Annotated in this window: 15 protein-coding genes; 4 read left to right on the top strand and 11 right to left on the bottom strand. The window is 74.6% G+C overall.

What is annotated here, in order from left to right; all coding sequences use genetic code 11:
• Nucleotides 1–204 precede the first annotated feature (204 nt).
• Entirely contained in the window at nt 205–741 is a 537-nt protein-coding gene (gene cpt / locus ACIO5E_RS09965) for a chloramphenicol phosphotransferase CPT (protein ID WP_400665587.1), read from the top strand.
• 70 nt (nt 742–811) lie between these two features.
• Here the strand turns inward: cpt and ACIO5E_RS09960 are convergent, their stop codons facing one another.
• The 7 genes from ACIO5E_RS09960 to ACIO5E_RS09930 form a co-directional block, all read right to left on the bottom strand.
• Entirely contained in the window at nt 812–1,582 is a 771-nt protein-coding gene (locus ACIO5E_RS09960) for a methyltransferase domain-containing protein (RefSeq protein WP_400665585.1), read from the bottom strand.
• 3 nt (nt 1,583–1,585) lie between these two features.
• A complete protein-coding gene (locus ACIO5E_RS09955; protein WP_400665583.1) occupies nt 1,586–2,365 on the bottom strand; it encodes an SDR family oxidoreductase in 780 nt (259 codons plus the stop codon).
• Complete coding sequence (locus ACIO5E_RS09950; protein WP_400665581.1) at nt 2,362–3,237, bottom strand: TauD/TfdA family dioxygenase; 876 nt, start codon at nt 3,235–3,237, stop codon at nt 2,362–2,364. The genes ACIO5E_RS09955 and ACIO5E_RS09950 overlap by 4 nt, the downstream gene beginning before the upstream one ends.
• Before the next feature lie 36 nt (nt 3,238–3,273).
• Nucleotides 3,274–4,542, bottom strand: coding sequence for an aspartate aminotransferase family protein (locus ACIO5E_RS09945; protein ID WP_400665579.1), 1,269 nt, complete (start codon nt 4,540–4,542; stop codon nt 3,274–3,276).
• A gap of 132 nt (nt 4,543–4,674) precedes the next feature.
• Nucleotides 4,675–9,039 carry an amino acid adenylation domain-containing protein gene (locus tag ACIO5E_RS09940; RefSeq protein ID WP_400665577.1) on the bottom strand — a complete coding sequence of 1,455 codons (4,365 nt, stop codon included), beginning with the start codon at nt 9,037–9,039 and terminating at the stop codon, nt 4,675–4,677.
• Complete coding sequence (locus ACIO5E_RS09935) at nt 9,036–9,626, bottom strand: DUF6309 family protein (RefSeq protein WP_400665575.1); 591 nt, start codon at nt 9,624–9,626, stop codon at nt 9,036–9,038. The genes ACIO5E_RS09940 and ACIO5E_RS09935 overlap by 4 nt, the downstream gene beginning before the upstream one ends.
• A gap of 10 nt (nt 9,627–9,636) precedes the next feature.
• Nucleotides 9,637–10,434: a phytanoyl-CoA dioxygenase family protein gene (locus tag ACIO5E_RS09930; protein WP_400665573.1), complete on the bottom strand. Its 798-nt coding sequence runs from the start codon at nt 10,432–10,434 to the stop codon at nt 9,637–9,639.
• A 381-nt stretch (nt 10,435–10,815) separates the two neighbouring features.
• Here ACIO5E_RS09930 and ACIO5E_RS09925 point away from each other — a divergent pair, with 381 nt between their 5' ends.
• From ACIO5E_RS09925 to ACIO5E_RS09915, 3 genes are all read left to right on the top strand, one after another.
• Entirely contained in the window at nt 10,816–11,487 is a 672-nt protein-coding gene (locus ACIO5E_RS09925; protein ID WP_400665572.1) for a TetR/AcrR family transcriptional regulator, read from the top strand.
• A gap of 143 nt (nt 11,488–11,630) precedes the next feature.
• Complete coding sequence (locus ACIO5E_RS09920; RefSeq protein ID WP_400665570.1) at nt 11,631–11,825, top strand: DUF1918 domain-containing protein; 195 nt, start codon at nt 11,631–11,633, stop codon at nt 11,823–11,825.
• A 50-nt stretch (nt 11,826–11,875) separates the two neighbouring features.
• Nucleotides 11,876–12,604, top strand: coding sequence for a DedA family protein (locus ACIO5E_RS09915; protein ID WP_400665568.1), 729 nt, complete (start codon nt 11,876–11,878; stop codon nt 12,602–12,604).
• Nucleotides 12,605–12,610: 6 nt separating this feature from the next.
• Here ACIO5E_RS09915 and ACIO5E_RS09910 read toward each other — a convergent pair whose 3' ends face one another.
• The 4 genes from ACIO5E_RS09910 to ACIO5E_RS09895 all read right to left on the bottom strand — a co-directional run bounded on the left by ACIO5E_RS09910 (nt 12,611) and on the right by ACIO5E_RS09895 (nt 16,586).
• Entirely contained in the window at nt 12,611–13,351 is a 741-nt protein-coding gene (locus ACIO5E_RS09910; RefSeq protein ID WP_400665566.1) for a PIG-L deacetylase family protein, read from the bottom strand.
• Nucleotides 13,352–13,572: 221 nt separating this feature from the next.
• Nucleotides 13,573–14,784, bottom strand: a complete 1,212-nt coding sequence (locus ACIO5E_RS09905) for an MFS transporter (protein WP_400665564.1) — start codon at nt 14,782–14,784, stop codon at nt 13,573–13,575.
• Between the two features lie 5 nt (nt 14,785–14,789).
• Complete coding sequence (locus ACIO5E_RS09900) at nt 14,790–15,410, bottom strand: GNAT family N-acetyltransferase (RefSeq protein WP_400665562.1); 621 nt, start codon at nt 15,408–15,410, stop codon at nt 14,790–14,792.
• Complete coding sequence (locus ACIO5E_RS09895) at nt 15,411–16,586, bottom strand: type III PLP-dependent enzyme (protein ID WP_400666242.1); 1,176 nt, start codon at nt 16,584–16,586, stop codon at nt 15,411–15,413. It abuts the gene before it with no gap.
• Between the last annotated feature and the right edge of the window lie 69 nt (nt 16,587–16,655).

Below are 16,655 nucleotides of genomic sequence, written 5' to 3'. Positions count from 1 at the left end.
CGGAAATGACCAGTGTGGCCAACCACCGCGACTGTTAAAAGCGCAACCATCGCTTTTCCCCCGCACGAGTGATCACGCCGTCGTCATGACGACGCAGGCCGCAGAGGGTCCCTCCGTACCCGCCCCAACCCGCAGCACCGCCCTGCGGCCCGAACTCCCGTAATCCGCTTGGGGCATGGTGCCGGGGGTGACTACGGTGACGGGATGGCAACCCAGGTGATCGTGTTGAACGGTGGTTCCAGCTCGGGCAAGTCCGGGATCTCCCGGTGCCTGCAGGGAGTGCTGCCGGAGCCCTGGTTGGCGGTCGGGGTCGACACGCTGATCGAGGCGATGCCCGCGTCCATGCAGGAGTCGGACGGGGGCATCGAGTTCGCGGCCGACGGCGGGGTGAGCGTCGGGACGCAGTTCCGGGCTCTGGAGGCGGCGTGGATCACGGGGGTGGCGGCCATGGCACGGGCGGGCGCACGGGTGATCGTCGACGAGGTCTTCCTCGGCCGGGCGGAGTCCCAACGACGCTGGGAGCAGGCGCTCGCGGGCCTGGAGGTGCTGTGGGTCGGGGTCCGGTGCCCGGCGGAGGTCGCGGCCGGCCGTGAGCTCGCCCGGGGGGACCGGATCCGGGGGATGGCCGAGTCGCAGGCGGAACTGGTCCATCAGGGCGTGCGCTACGACCTGGAGGTGGACACCTCGTGCGCCGAGTCGCTGGACTGCGCGCTGAAGATCGCCGCCCAGCTCGCACGGTGACGCGCGCGCCGGACTCGGCGCCGGGGCCGGCATGCCCGGCCCACGGCGCCCGAGTCGGCCGGGGATGGGATCAGGGCGCTTCCCGGTGCCGCCACCGCACCGGGTCGGCGTCGCCCGTCACCGGCGCACCGGCCCCGACTCCGGCCGCCCCGGTCCGCACCGGAGCCCGGTAGTCCGCGCAGGACAGCACAAGCATCTCGTTGTCCCCGGGCTGGAATTCGTAGTCCACCCGCTCCGCCCGGCTCGGGATCCCAAGGGCGTCCAGGTGTCGGCGCAGTTCGTCCAGCGCCCCGTAGCGGACGCCGGTGTCGTACACCATGACCGGGAAGAGCCGGACTTCCCGGCGGGCGATCCGGGCGAGCTCCAGGAGGGCCGCCAGGTGGAAGTCCTCGTCCAGCCGGTTGCCATACGAGAAGAGCAGGTGCGAGCTGAGGACCAGGTCGAAGGAGTCTTCGGCGAACGGGAGTTCGGGCAGTGTGCCGGCGACGTAGCGGTCCGGGCGGGCGGCGATGTCGGCCCGGAAGTCGCGGGCGTTGGCGATCCACTGACGGGTGAGGCGGTCGGGGTCGCCGTACCAGGTCCAGACGAAGTCCGGCGCCTCCTGCTGCAGCCGGCCGAGCTTGTGCCGGGTCTCCCGTTCGACCAGGTCACCGAGTGTCTCCCGGTGGCGGGCGTACTCGCGGTCGACGGCCACCGCGTCGATGCCGCGCCGCCCGGCCTCGGCCGTGAAGCTCGCCGCACCGCCCGGGCAGTCCAGGATGCGTTGACCGGGGGCGAGGTCGCGGTCGGCGAGCGCGAACATCGCGCGGTATTCGTCGAAGGAACGTGCGCTGACCAGCATGGTTCAGCCCCTCCCGAGGTACGGCATGGTGGTCGGCAGGACGGTCAGGAATTGGACGTTGGTGTCCGGCGGCATCGAGGCCATCAGCACGACCGCCTCGGTGAAGCGCTCCACCGGGATGGTCGCCTCCACCGTCATCGTGCCGTCCGCCTGCATCGCGGCCGGCTGCGGGCTGCCGTCGACCGGGGCGACGTTGCCGACGTCGATCTGGCCGACCGCGATGCCGTACGCGCGGCCGTCCAGGGACAGCACCCGGGTGAGGCCGAGGACGGCGTGCTTGGCGGCCGTGTACGCGACGGAGTTGGGCCGGGGCACGTGCGCGGACGGTGCGCCGTTGTTGATGATGCGCCCGCCCTGCGGGGACTGGGCGCTCATCACCCGGAAGGCCTCACGCGCGCAGAGGAAGCCGCCGGTGACGATCGTGTCCAGGACCCGGTTCCAGTCCTCGAACGGGGTCTCGGTGATCGGCCGGCGCGGGGCGGCGGCGCCGGCGTTGTTGAACAGCAGGTCCACCCGGCCGAACCGGTCGCGGACGGCGTCGAACAGGGCGGCGACCTCCTCCGGGTCGCGGATGTCGGTCGGGACGGCCAGCACCCGGGCCGGCTCGACGCCCGCGCGGGCGATGGTCTCCTGCAGGGCGTCCTTGCGCCGCCCGGCCAGGGCGACGGACCAGCCGGCGTCGAGCAGGGCCAGCGAGGCGGCCCGGCCGAGGCCGCTGCCGCCGCCGGTGACGACGGCGATCCGGCCGTGCGGCGGTACCGGCGCCTGTGCCTGCGCGGTCACAGCTCCTCCCCCGTGTTCATCCAGATCCGCAGCATCCGCCGGGAGTTCGACCCGGGCTCGTCCGCGTAGGCGGACCGCCCGTGCAGGACACGGCTGTTGCGGATGATCAGCAGGTCTCCGGCGGCCATCGGCAGGCCGAAGGCGATCTCGGGCCGGTAGAGCACCTCGTCGAGCACGCCGAGCGCCTCCCATTGACGGTCCGTCAGCGGCGGGCCGCCACGGTCGGGGGACGAACGGACGGTGCGGGTCTGGTAGTAGCAGGCGATGGTCCCGTCCTTCTGGGTGTAGAGGATCGGGGAGACCACGACCTGGGGCCCGGCCCTTCCGGTCCGGTCGAAGGTCCAGTCCTCGGTGAGGGTGGCGAGGGCGTCCGGCCGCTCCCGCCCGATCAGGTCGTAGACGTGCCGAGCGCTCGCCAGCTTGGTCAACCCGCCGCCGCGGTAAGCGGGTTGCAGGCAGAGCAGGACGAGCAGGTCGCAGGTGTCGCAGTGGAAGCCGAGTTCGGTGTTGCCGTCGCCGTCCTGGTCGCGCAGCACCTGGGTGAGGTCGCCGCGCCCGTTCTGCGGGACGATCTCGCCGAAGTCCCGCAGCAGAAAGGACAGGGCGGCCGTGACGTCCGCCTCCGGGGCGGTCGGATCGACCAGCCCGCCGACGTGGGTAACGCCGACGGAGCCGGTGCTGCCGTGGACGAACGCGCGCAGCTTCGCCCGGACCGGCTCGGCCGCGCCCCAGCGTTCGGCCCGCGCGTCCGCCCAGAGCAGCCGCCGCTCCCCCTCGTCGAGCGCGAGCGACCACAGCTCCCGGCGCGCCTCCAGGTCCGCGCTGCTCCAGCCGATTTCGGACACCGTGTCGTCGTACATGTGCTGAACCACTCCTCTCTCCTCCTGTGCCGCGGCTGTCGCTACCGGTCAGGCGGCGCTCGCCGCCACCGCCTTCGACCAGAGCGCCAGCGCCTCGTCGATCTGCTCGGCCGTGACCACCAGCGCCGGGATCATCCGGACCACGTTGAGGTGGACGCCGCAGATCAACAGCAGCAGGCCGAGGTCGGCGGCCGTCTGCTGGGCGCGCCGGGCCGTGTCCGGGTCGGGGGAGCCGTCCGGGTGGCAGAACTCGTTGCCGATCATCAGCCCGGGCCCCCGGACGTCCGCGACGTCAGGAGCTGCGGCGGCGACCGCCCGCAGGCCGTCGAGCAGGCGCCGCCCCTGCTCGGCGGCGTTGTCGACCAGCCGCTCGTCCCGGATGACGTCCAGTGTGGCCAGCGCGGCGGCGCAGGCCACCGGGTTGCCGCCGTAGGTGCCGCCCTGCGAGCCGGGCCAGGCCCGCCGCATCAGCTCGGTCGGCGCGGCGATCGCGGACAGCGGGAAGCCGCTGGCCAGGCCCTTGGCGGTGATCAGGATGTCGGGCACCACGCCGTCGTGGTGCAGATGGGCCCAGAACCGGCCGGTGCGGCCGAAGCCGGTCTGGATCTCGTCGACGACCAGCAGGATGCCGTGCCGGTCGGCGCGCTCGCGCAGCCCGGCGAGGAACCCGGCCGGGGCGGGCACGTAGCCGCCCTCACCCAGCACCGGTTCGACGAACATGGCCGCCGTCTCGGCGGGGGCGCTGGCGGTCGCGAGCACCTGGTCGAGTCCGCGCAGGGCGTGCTCGACCGCCTCCTCCTCGCTCAGCCCGAGGCTCAGGCCGAGCCGGAAGGCGTCCGGGAACGGCGCCACCGCGACACCGGGCATCACCGGGCCGATGCCCGCGCGGAAGCGGGTGCCGGCCGTGGTGAGCGCGGCCGCGCCCATGGTGCGGCCGTGGAAGGAGCCCTCGAAGACGATCACGTTCGGCCGCCCGGTGGCGTGCCGGGCGAGCCGCAGCGCGGCCTCCACCGCCTCGGTGCCGGCGGTGGCGTAGAACAGCGAGTCCAGGCCGGGCGGCAGCACCTCGCCGAGCCGCTCGGTGAGGGTGAGCAGGGGGTCGTGCAGCACGGTGGTGTACTGGCCGTGGATCAGCCGGCCGGCCTGCTCGCGGACCGCCTCGACCACGCGCGGGTGGCAGTGACCGGTGCTGGTCACCCCCACGCCGGAGGTGAAGTCGAGGTAGCGGCGGCCGTCGGCGTCGAAGAGGTGGAGTCCCTCGCCGCGGGTGGCGACGACGGGGGTGGCCTGCTTGAGCACCGGGGAGAGCTGGGACACGGGGTCCGCCTTCCATGGGGTCTGGGTGAACGGGATCGGTGGCGCGCGTGGTCGGCGGATCGGTCGGCAGGTGGGTCGACGGGTCGATGGGCGGCTCGGTGGGCGGCTCGGCGGCGCGGCCCGGTGGCCGGGTCAGTGCGGCGGCGCGACGGGCGGCAGGTAGCCGACCTCGGCGGCCCGGGTGAGCGCGGCCGACCACCACTGCGGAGTGGCGGCGGCGAACCGGACGCCCAGCCGGTCGAGTAGGGAGGTGGTGTAGGTGCTGTCCACGACGACGTTGCGCTCCTCCTGCAGGGACCACGCGGCGGCCAGCCCGGCCTCCGTCGGATGGTCGCGCTCGGCCCGGGCGATCGCCGCCGCGAAGGTCTCGTCGTCGGTGAGCCGGACGGGGTGGCCGTGGGCGGCGAGCCAGCGCACGAGTTCGTCGTGCGGCGTCTCGTGCGGCGTCTCGACGTGGTAGGCGCCGGGCGCGGCGTACGGGTCCAGCGCGATCGCGGCGATCCCGGCGGCCACGGTGTCGACGTGGGAGAACGCGAAGGCGGTGTGCGGCCGATGCGGGGCCGCCCCGGCCAGCAGGTAGCCGCGGATGAGCTGGTAGATCCGGTTGTCGCCGATGTTGGCCTGGAACGCGCCGGTGCGGCTGTGCGCGGCGATGTGTCCGCTGCGGTACAGGTAGGCGGCGCGGCCGGTGGCCGCCCAGGCGCGGACGGCCTGCTCGGCGGCGAACTTGGTCCGTTCGTACGGGGTGCGGAAGTGCTGGCCGATCCGCAGGTCGGCCTCGCTGAAGCGGCGGGGCGGGCCGTCGACGCCGCCCGCGACGGCGAGCGTGGAGACGTGGTGGACCCGGGCCGTCGGGGCGTGCTCGTCGACCCAGCCGAGCAGCCGCCGCACCGCGGTGTGGTTGGTCCGCTCCAGGTCGTCCGGCGAGGCCACCAGCCGTACGTCCGCGGCGGCGTGCACGACGATCTGCGCGCCGCGGGCCCACACCAGCCCGGCCCGGGACAGACCGAGCCCCTCCCGGTCGATGTCCCCGGCGACGACCTGGGCCCGGCCGTCGTCGACGGCGACGGCGCCCAACCGCCGGACGGCGGCGGCGTCGTGCTCGGCCCGGACCAGGCAGGTGACCCGGGCACCCCGCTGGACGAAGGCGTCGAGCAGGTGCCGCCCCAGGTAGCCGGTGGCGCCGGTGAGCAGTACCCGGGCGGGTTCGCGCACCGTGGCCCGGGCCGCCGATGAGACGGGTGCGGCCGGTGCTCGGGTGCCGGGGTGGAGCAGCTGACCGGAGGTCGACAGCGGAGCCCGGACGGGCTGCGCGGCCCGTGCCCCGCCTCCCGCATCAGCCCGGGTACCGGCCCCGACGGCCTCGGCCTCGGCCTCGGCAGCCACGGTCTCAGCCTCAGCCTCGGCGGCCACGGTCTCGGCGAAGGCGGCGACGATCCGCTCGGCGGCGGGGTGCGGCAGACCGGGCCACCCGTAGACCAGGTCGGCGACCAGCCGGTTCGCCACGATCCGGGCGGTGAGGCGCAGGTCGTACAGCGGGTCTCCCCCGGCGCAGCGGGCCACACCGGCCTGTTCGTCCGCGACGGTCCAGTCCAGCGCGGGCTCGTCGGGCAGCCGGAAGGTGCCGAGGAAGTTGAACCCGGCGGCGGGGCGGGGGCCGGGCCCGTCCATCGGCTGGACCGGGGCCTCGCGCAGCCGCCGCGCCGCCGCCTCGGGACCGCCCGACGCCTCGACCACCAGCCGCTTGACGGCGGTGAACCAGCCGACGGTGTCGAGGAATTCGCCCGGGTCACCGGCGGTGTCCCGGCCGTGGGTCTCCACCTCGACGGCGAGGTCCGGCCGGCCGCTCCAGCCGGTCACGGCCCCGGCGAAGGCGGCCAGCAGGAAGGCCTCCAGGCCGGTCCCGCCGCCGTGGCGGCCGACCAGCCGGGCGGTGCCGTCCTCGTCGAGCGTCCAGCCGACGGCGGCCGGCTGCGTACGGACCACGGGCTCCGGCGCCGGGGCGGGAGGCGCCGGTACGAGAGGCGCCGGGGCGGGAGGCGCCGGTACGAGAGGCGCCGGGGCGGGAGGCGCCGGTACGAGAGGCGCCGGGGCGGGAGCGGCGGAGGCCCACTGGTAGAAGTCCGGGGTCGGCGGCAGGTCGGCCGGTTTCTGGTCGAGCGCCGCCCGGTAGGCGTGGGCGAGGTCGTCCAGCAGGATGCGCCAGGACAGCCCGTCGACCACCAGGTGGTGCGCGATCAGGGCGAGCCGGTCGTCGGTGCCGGGCGGTCCGGTGAACAGGTGGGCGCGCAGCAGCCGGCCGGCCAACGGGTCCATGCTGCGGTGGAGTTCGGTGCAGACCCCGGCGACGGTCTCGGCGATCGGGCCCGCCGTCCGCGGGATCCGGGAGAAGGAGAGCGGGTCGAGGTCGGCCACCGGCCGGGGTTCGCCGTAGCCGTCCGGGGAGAGGGGCCGCCGCAGCGCCGGGTGGCGTTCCAGGACGGCCGCGAGGGCGGTCGAGAGCGCGGCCGGGTCGACGGCCGTTCGGCAGCGCAGCAGGACGGACTGGTTCCAGTGCCGCAGGTCGTCGACGGACCGCTGCTGATACAACCACCTCTGGGCGGGCGCGAGTTGAACCCCCCGGTCGCCGTCGCCGGTCCGCGCGGCGGGCAGCGCGGGGGCGTCCGGCCCGGCGGGGGCCGTCGCCGTGGCGGCCGAGGCCAGGCCGTGCGCGGTCGGGTGCCGGTAGAAGTCGTCGTAGTGGACGCGCAGGCCCGACCGGCGCAGCAGGGCGACGGTGCGCATCGCGAGGATGGAGTCCCCGCCGAGGCCCAGCACGTCGGTGTGCGGCCCGACCGCGGGCAGGCCCAGGGCGCCCGCCCAGAACTCGGCTATCGTCCGGGCCAGCGCGAGCCCGCCCGTGGACGGCCCCGACTCCGCCCGGGCCTCGACCAGTTCGGTCACCAGCTCGGCCAGCCGCTCCCGGTCGAGCTTGCCGTTCGGCCCGACCGGGAACTCCGGCAGCGCGAGGATCGGCTGCGGCACCGAGTACCCGGGCAGCCGGTCGCGCAGGTAGGAGCCGATCCCGGCCGGTTCGCCGGCTCCGCCCACCATCCGTACCGCACCGAGGAGTTGGTTCCCCACCGCGGTCTCCCTGACCAGCACGGCGGAGCGGGCCACGCCCGGGAAGCCGTCCATGGCCCGTTCGATCTCGGCGAGGTCGACCCGGTAGCCCCGGATCTTGACCTGGCGGTCCACCCGGCCGAGGAAGACCAGCTCCCCGTCCGCCCGGCGGCGACACAAGTCGCCGGTGCGGTACATGAGTTCACCGTCGTGCCGGACGAAGCCGCGCGCCGTCTCGGCGGGCCGGCCGAAGTAGCCGGCGCTGACGCCCCGGCCGCCGATCAACAGCTCCCCCACCGCGCCGTCGGGCACCGGGTGGCCCTCGCCGTCCAGCACGGTGAGCCGCACCTCGCCGATCCCGGTGCCGATCGGGACGGTCGGCTCGTCGGCCGGGAGCCGGCGGGCGGAGGTGGCGAGGAAACAGGTGGCGCCGACGGTCGTCTCGGTCGGGCCGTAGTGGTTGACCAGCCGGGCGGTGGCACCGGTGTCGAGCAGGGCGGCGGCGAGCGGGCGGGGCAGTGCCTCACCGCCCAGCAGCAGGGTGTGCAGGGTCGGGGTGTCGGCGGGCCGGCCCTCCAGCAGGGCGGTCAGGTGCGAGGGGGTGGTCTTGAGCACGGACACTCCGGCGCGCCGCAGGGACGCCCAGAAGGCCTCCGGGTCGCGCACCTCGCCGTCCGGCACGACGTGCACCGAGCCGCCGACCGCGAGGGCGAGCAGCCAGGCGGTGTGGCCGAGGTCGGCGGCCAGCGTGGTGACGTGCGCGATGCACGGGACGTCGGCCTCGGAGAACCCGAGCCGGTCGGCCAGTGCCTCGGCGTAGTGCACCGCGTTCGCGTGGGTGACGACCACCGCCTTGGGCTCGCCGCTCGACCCCGAGGTGAAGGACAGGTACGCGGGGTCGTCGGCCGCACCGGGAGCGGCACCCGACTCCGCGGCGCCGGGCTCGGCAGCGGTCGGCTCGCCGGGCAGGGACCCGACCGCCCCGTCGACGTCCACCAGCTCGGCCGGGTGGCCCGCCGGCCCCCGGAAGGCCGTCTCGGTGCTGAGCACCCGGCCGACCCGGACGGCCGCCAGCCGCCGGGCGAGGTCGGCGGCCGACCAGTCCGGATCGGCCATCACCGCCGCCGCGCCCGAGCGCAGCACGCCGTGCAGCAGCACCAGCATGCGGGCGTCCCGGGGCCCGAGCAGGGCGACCCGGTCGCCCGGGCCGGTGCCGGACGCGGCCAGCCGGGCCGCGATCCGCGCCGCCGCCGCGTCGAGGGCCCGGTAGTCGAGGGCGCGGTCGCCGTCGGTCAGGGCGGGCCGGTCCGGGTGGACCCGGGCGAGGTGCGAGAGGAGCCCGGACAGCGACCGGGTGGACGGCGTCGACCGGACGTGCTGGGTCGCGGAGGTCACGCCGGCTCGTCTCCCGTCCGGGTGGCCCCGGCGGCGCGGACCGTCCGGGCCGGGCCCGGTCCCACCAGCCGGGGGTCGCCCGCGAGGAACCCGTCCAGCCGGGGCCGGTCGGGCAGGCGCCCGGCCAGTTCCCAGGCCAGCATGCGGTGCAGGCCGTCGATGTGGATCAGTCCCTCCCGGACCAGCAGGTCCGTGTAGTCGGAGTGGTCGACCGGGCCGGTGCCGAGGTAGACGGGGGTGAACGGGGCCCACCGCAGCAGCCGGAGCTTGGCCGCGCAGACCGGGTTCGCGGCGGACCAGGCGGGCCCGTCGGAGCGGATGCGCTCGGCCGCCTCGGCCACCGTCAGGCCGGAGCGGGGCACGAGCTCGCGCGCGCCGCCCTCGCTCAGGTGCCAGGGCAGGACGACGCCGAGGACGTCCGCGCGCGAGAGCCGGACCCGCCACCAGCCGCCGGGGATCCGGTCGGCGCGTTCGAGGTTCTCCTCGCCGGCCTGGTTGCTGTTCGCCTCGTGGGTGCGCTCCACCGGGTGGTCCCGCAGGTAGGCGTCGCGGACCTCGGCGTAGGCGACGGCGGTGACGATCTCCACGCGATGCTCCTCAGACGGTTCTCGTGTACTCGGTGAAGTGCCGTTCCGCGAACAGCTCCGGCCACTGGCCCGCCGCGAGGCCCAGTTCGCGGGCCCGGGCGAGCATCTGCCGCCAGTACGGCTTCACCGGGCGCCAGCGCGCCCCCACCTGGCAGTAGGACGCGTCGATGAAGTACCGGGGTCTGCCCGGGCCTTCCGGCGCGGGTCTGCGGGTGTGGAACAGCGCCGAGTTGAGCAGCACGGTGGAGCCGGCCGGCAGCCGGTCGATGACCACCTCGCCGGGCAGTTCGGCGGTGCCGTGGTGGGCGAACGCCGCTTTCCCGACGGTCCGCCGGTGCGAGCCCGGCAGGACGGCCAGGCTACCGACCTTCTCGTCCAGGCCGCCGAGGTAGTGCAGTGCGTGGATCATCAGCAGCGACGGGTCGGAGCGGTCGTTGGGCTCGCAGTCGTGGTGCCAGGACTTGCCGGGGATGCCCGGGGCCTGGCGGTCGCTGTGCAGGTGGTGGAAGACGAAGGACGGCCCCATCAGGCGGGACAGCATCCGTAACAGCGCCGGGTGGGTGAGGAGTTCGCCATGGGCCGGCAGTTCCAGCTCCAGCAGCGGGGGCGGGCCGTACCGGGCGGGGTCGGCGCAGGCGGCTATCGACCGGGCCCGCAGGCCGTCGTCCACCCACCGGTCCACCTCGGGGACGAGTCTGGCCCCGAGCGGTTCCGGCACCAGACCGGGCAGGACCAGGTACCCGGACTCCAGGAACTGGCGGTGCTGCTCGGTGTCCAGGGCGTCATGCCCTCCGGAAGTCAGCGTCAACGAACCGGCCCCCTCCTTCAGGACGACGGGACGCACAGCCGGGCGCGGACGCACAGCCGGGCGCGGCTGATCGGACCTGGACGGGTTCAAGGAAACGCACGGGATCATCCAGACGTCGGGTGGCGCCGGATTCGTCCATCGCGCCACAGCTGACACTCGTTCACCACGAAGGGGCATGAAGTGATCACGCAAGGTAGTTCCGGTAGGGAGTATGAACCGGTGCTCGCGTTCACGACAAGACCACGGCCGACTCCCGGACACCTTCCCGCCACCATGGCGTTCAGCTCCGGCCACCAGTCGACACGCGCCCCGCCGGACACTCGGGGCCCGTTTCGCCCCGGTGATTCGCCGCCGGAACAGCGGATGCGGCACAGTGACGTCATGAGCGAGCAGAGTCATGCGAGCGCCGGACGGACCCTCGCGACCAGACGCCGTCCGGTCCAGCAGCGCAGCCAGGAGCGGTACGGCCGGATCCTCGACGCCTGCGCCGGGCTGCTCGACGAGGTCGGCGCCACCGCGCTCACCACCAAGGAGGTCGCCCAGCGCGCCCAGGTGCCGATCGGCACCTTGTACCAGTTCTTCGCCGGCAAGGAGGACCTGCTCGCCGCCCTCGCCACCCGCAACCTCGACCAGTACCTCCAGCGGCTCGACCACCGGCTCGCGGCCGACGCACCGGTCGGCCCGGCCCGGTTCACCGACCTCGCGGTGGACGAGTTCGTGGCGATGAAGCGCGCGGTGCCCGGCTTCGGCCAGATCGACTTCGGGCTCGCCGACGTGGCCGCCCCCACCGGGCTCCGGGACGACCGGCACCTGCTCGACGCGGGCGTGGACAACAACACCGCCGTCGCACTGCGCCTGCAGACCCTCGGCGGCGAGGTGTTCGCGACGGGCGATCCGGCGGCGTTCACCCTCGCCCTGCGGGTGGCCCTGGAGGCCGCCGACGCGGTGCTCAAGCTGGCCTTCCGCGGGAGCCCGGAGGGCGATCCGGCGCTGATCGCCGAGTGCAAGCGGCTGCTCCGCTCCTACCTCGTGGAGCAGCCGCCCGCCGGCTGAGGCCCCCGCCGGGGCCCGGCACCACCCGCCCCGCACGTCCCGTCCGCCCGAGCCGTTGCGAGCCCGCCGCCGTCGCAGCACAGTGGAGAACAGCGGAAAGCGGACGGCCGCGGAGGCGGCCGCCACGACCCGAGGAGCAGACGATGCACGCAGCGGTAGGTGACCAGCTCCACATCCACAGCAGGTCGGTGGGCATGGTGGACCAGAAGGGCGAGATCGTCGAGGTGCGCGGCGTGGACGGCGAACCGCCGTACGTGGTCCGCTTCGAGGACGGCCACGAGGGTCTGATCTACCCAGGCCCCGACTGCAACATCGAACACCGCACGGCGAACCGCTGACCGACGCCCCCACCGCCCCGCATCCCACCGGGACGAGGTGGTGAGGAGCGGTGTCCGCCCCCACGACCCCGCTGCCCGGGGCCCTCGCCGGGCTCGCGCCCTTGCTGGACCACTACGGGTATCTCGCGGTGGCGCTGCTCGTGCTGCTCGACAACTGCGGCATCCCGGTGCCCGGGCAGACCATCCTGGTGCTGGCCTCGGTCTACGCCGGCACCGGACACCTGGACTTCGCCGTCGTCGTCCTGATCGCCTTCGCCGCCGCCGCGCTCGGCAACAGTCTCGGCTACCTGATCGGCCACACCGGCGGGCGCGCCTTCGTCCACCGCTGGGGCCGTTACGTGCTGCTCACCCCGGCCCGGATGGAACGCGCGGACGGCTTCTTCGCCCGGCACGGCGGGAAGGTCGTCACGGTCGCCCGCTTCGTGGACGGGCTGCGCCAGGCCAACGGCATCATCGCCGGGACGACCGAGATGCCCTGGCGCCGGTTCCAGCCGTTCAACCTGCTCGGCGCCGCGCTGTGGACGGGTGTCTGGGCGACCTTCGGCTACCTGGCCGGGGCGAACATCGGCACCGTCTACCGGACGGCCATCCGCTACCAGCTCTGGTTCGCGGTCGGCCTCGGGCTGCTGGTCGCGGCCCTCCTGCTCCGGCAGGTGCTGCGCTACCGACGCCGGAGCCGCACGGACCCGGGCACCGACGCCGGCTCCGGCTCCGACTCCGACTCCGACGCCGGCTCCGACACGGATGCCGGAAGCGACCCCGACCCCGACGCCCGATAGCGCGGCTCAGCGCAGCGGGAACACCTCGAACGGCACCGCGAACCGCACCCCGAGTCGGCTGCCCGCCCCCCGCCCGAAGCCCTCCAGGAACTCGCGGGCGTCCGCCATCGCCCCACCGAGCCCGGCCAGGTACGCCTTGTGCTCCTCCAGCGAGGCCACCCCCAGGTCGAAGTGCTCGGTGGTGTCCACCGCGTGCCTCGACTCCGGCGAGGCCGCCGCCCACACCTGCCGCACCCCGTTCCACGGCTCGTGGCCCTCGGCCAGCAGCTCCCGGAACACCCACCGGTTGCCGGCGTCCCGCGCCGCGTCCAGGGTGGCCCGCCCGACCGCGATGTGGTCGGCCTGGTTGGGGAACGTCCCGCCGTACGTCTCCCGGAAGTTGCTGGTGATCACCACGTCCGGCCGGTGCCGGCGCACCGCCCGGGCGATGTCCCGGCGCAGCGGCAGCCCGTACTCCACCACGCCGTCCGGGTGACCGAGGAACTCGACGGTGTCCACCCCGACCACGCGAGCCGAGGCGATCTGCTCCGCCTCCCGCAGCGGCCCGCACTCCTCGGGGCTCATCGAGTCGATCCCGGCCTCACCGCTGGTGACCATCACGTAGACGACCTTCTTGCCCTGCGCCGTCCACCGCGCGACGGCCGCGGCGCCGCCGTACTCCATGTCGTCCGGGTGCGCGACGACGGCCAGCGCGGTCTGCCAGTCCTCGTCGACGGGCAGGTACGGCTCGGGGGCCTGCTCACTCATGGTGCTCTCGCCTCTCAGTGCGGCTCACAGTCATACGGTCATACCGCAGGCGACTCTAGAAGACCCTCGACGCCGACACACCGTCACACACCGCCCCGACCGGCGGGCTTGCCCCTGCCGCACGGGTCGGGGACGCCACGACCGCCGCAGAACGCGGCTCGCCCGGAACGCCGCGACGGGGGAAGGCGCGGCGTTCCGGGCGAGGTCCGGGGGGCGGACGCTCAGGAAGCGTCCGGGGCGAGCCGACCGTCGAGCGGCTCGGGGCGGGGCTCCGCCGCGGGCCAGCCGATCCGGGTCGCGCAGAGCGCGACGATCGCGGCGGAGGCGGCGACGGCGGCCATGCCCCACACCAGGCCGGTGGCGTCGGCGATGAAGCCGATCACGGCGGGCCCGGCGAGCAGCCCGGTGGTGCCCATCGCGGCGACCAGGGAGAGCGCGTCGGCGCCCCGGCGGGCCGCGGCGACGTAGACGCACGGGGTGACCGCCGCGACGCCGAGGCCGACGCAGGCGAAGCCGAACAGGGTCGGCACGACGCCGCCGACGAGCAGGGCGAGGGCCAGCCCGGCGCCGGCCAGCAGGCTGCCGGCCCGGACGATCCGGCCGTCGCCGAAGCGGGTGCGCCAGCCGTCCGCGAAGATCCGGGCGAGCACCATCATCACCGAGACGACCGCGATGCCCATCGGGGCGATCCCGGCACCGGCGTCGACGACGTCCTTGAGGTAGAGCGCGGACCAGTCGTTCATGGCGCCTTCGGTGACGGTGCCGAACACCATCGCCAGGCCCATCCACAGGGTCGCCGCGGCGGGGAGGACGAACCGGCGGCGGTCCTTCTTCGACGCCGGGGTCTCCGGCGCCGTGGTCTGCCCCTCATCCGTCAGCAGTCCGGGCCGGGCGACCACGACCAGCACCACGAGCAGCGCGGCGGCCACTCCGAAGTGGACCACCATCGTGCCGGTGACGGCGGTGACGCCGGAGGCGAGCAGCGCGGCGAACAGCGAGCCGGCGCTGAAGGTGGCGTGCAGGCGGGACATGGTGGTCCGCTCGTAGCGGGCCTCCAGTGCCGCTCCCTGGGCGTTCATCGCGACGTTCAGGCAGCCGACGGCGACGCCGTCGCAGAACAGCACCAGCAGGGTGACCGGGTAGTTGGGCACCACGGACAGCGCGAGCAGGACGCCGCCGAGGGCGAGCGCGGAGACCACCGACAGCAGGCGGGAGCCGAACCGCCGCATCATGACGGCGACCAGCGGGAAGGACACCGCCGCGCCGACCCCGCAGGTCATCAGCAGCAGGCCGATCTGGGCCTCGCCGAGGCCGAGCCCGGTCTTCAGCGCGGGGATCCGGGAGACCCAGGTCGCGTACTGGAAGCCGAGCAGGAAGAACAGTGCGGCGATGGCCAGTTGGGACCGGCGGAAGTCGTCGCGAACGGGGGACATGTGCATCAGCCCACTTCGGCTCTGGGTGGGAACCCGAGGGACGGGTCGGTGGAGGGGGTCGGCGACCAGGCCGGGGCCGCAGCCGCAGCCGCAGCCGCAGCCGGGGTCAGGACCGCAGCGGAGGCGGCGGCCGGGCTCAGCGGCATCGCCATGTAGACCGCCTCGGGGCCGTAGCTCGCGGGCAGTCCGATCTCGGGCCGGGCCCGGTAGCCCAGCGGGTCCCAGAGCACCTGCGAGCCGCGGACGGCGACCAGGGAGAGGGTCCGGTAGCCGCCCGCACGGGCGGACTCCTCCAGGTGGCGCAGCATCCGGCGGGCCAGTCCGCGACCGCGCAGCTCCTCGGCGACGACCACGTCGTGGGCGTGCAGGTTGGTGGCGCGGACGCCGCCGGCCTCGGGCCGGCTGAGGTCCGGGCACCGGAACAGCGGGTAGGGCAGGGCCAGCAGGTAGCCGCCGAAGCCGCCGGCGTGCTCCAGGACGAAGCAGGTGTCGGGCGAGGCGCGGTGGCGCGAGCGCAGCGCCTCGCGGCCCTCGGACAGGCCGCTGGCCGCGTAGGCGCGCTCCTCCAGCGCGACCACGCCGTCCCAGTCGTCCTCCTGGAGCAGCCGGATCCGGATGTCGGTCATCTACGCGGTACCTCCGTCCGAGCCGCCGGTCCCGCCGATGCAGGTGTACGGCAGCGGCTCGAAGCCGTTGAACCCCCGGGTGGTGTAGGCGGTGGCGTACGCGCCGCAGGAGTGGATCCAGACCGGCTCGCCGGAGGCGATCGCGCGCGGGACGCGGACCAGGCCGTCCTCCGGGGCGTACGCGTCGTCGCTGTCGCAGGTCGGCCCGGCGACGACGGCGTTGACGAACTGGCCGCCGGGGTGGGTGGGGAATTCGAGCCGGTACTGGAGCTCGTCCATCTCGTACAGGCCGTTGAACTTCCCGCAGCTCAGGTAGAGCCAGTCCTCGCGGGTGCCGTCGAGCTGGCGGCGGGAGGAGAGCCGGGCGACGTGGGCGCGGATCGCGCCGTGATCGGCGACCAGGTGACGGCCGGGCTCCATCAGGAACTCCAACGGCGCGGCGTTGACGGTGCGCAGCCGCTCCATGCCGTCGCGGATGACCGCGAACATCTTGTCCAGCGGCGGGTCGAGCGGGCGGCCGTGCCGGTCGAGCACCCCGAGGGCGGGCAGGCCGCCGCCGAGGTTGATCCGCTCCAGGGTGATGCCGCGCCAGTTGAGCGCCTCCAGGACGGCGGCGAGCGAGTCCACGGCGGCGCACCAGGCCTCGGCGGTCATCTGCTGGGAGCCGACGTGCACGGAGAGTCCGGACGGGGTGAGGCCGGCCGCGCGGGCCGCGTCCAGGACGCGCAGGGCGTCCTCGGGCGAGCAGCCGAACTTGCGGCTCAGGCCCCACAGGGCGCCGTCGCCGGTGGTGGCGACCCGGCAGAACACCCGGGCGCCGGGGGCGTGTTCGGCGATCGCGGCGACGTCCTCCAGGCTGTCGGTGGCGAAGTCGCGCACGCCCAGCCGGTAGGCCTCCGCGATGTTGCGGTCGGACTTGATGGTGTTGCCGTAGTGGATCCGGTCCGGGCTCACCCCGGTGCGCAGCGCCTGGTCGATCTCCTGCGGGCTGGCCGCGTCGAAGCCGGAGCCGAGCGCGGCGAGGTGGTCGAGCACCTCGTCCACCGGGCAGGCCTTCATCGCGAACCGGACGGCGACGCCCGGCAGTTCGCCGATCAGGGCGGCGTACTGGCGCTCGATGCCGTCGAGGTCGTAGATGATCCGGTCGTCGGTGGCGGCGGCGAGGGCGGCGCGGATCGCCGTCCGGTCGTACGCGGCCGGGGCCGGCGCGGTGCCGGTGTGCGCGGTGCTGTGGTGCGCGGTGGC

Origin of the sequence: Kitasatospora sp. NPDC087314 (assembly GCF_044744365.1) — a bacterium.
GTDB lineage: Bacteria > Actinomycetota > Actinomycetes > Streptomycetales > Streptomycetaceae > Kitasatospora.
This window is presented reverse-complemented; position numbering and strand designations above follow the sequence as displayed.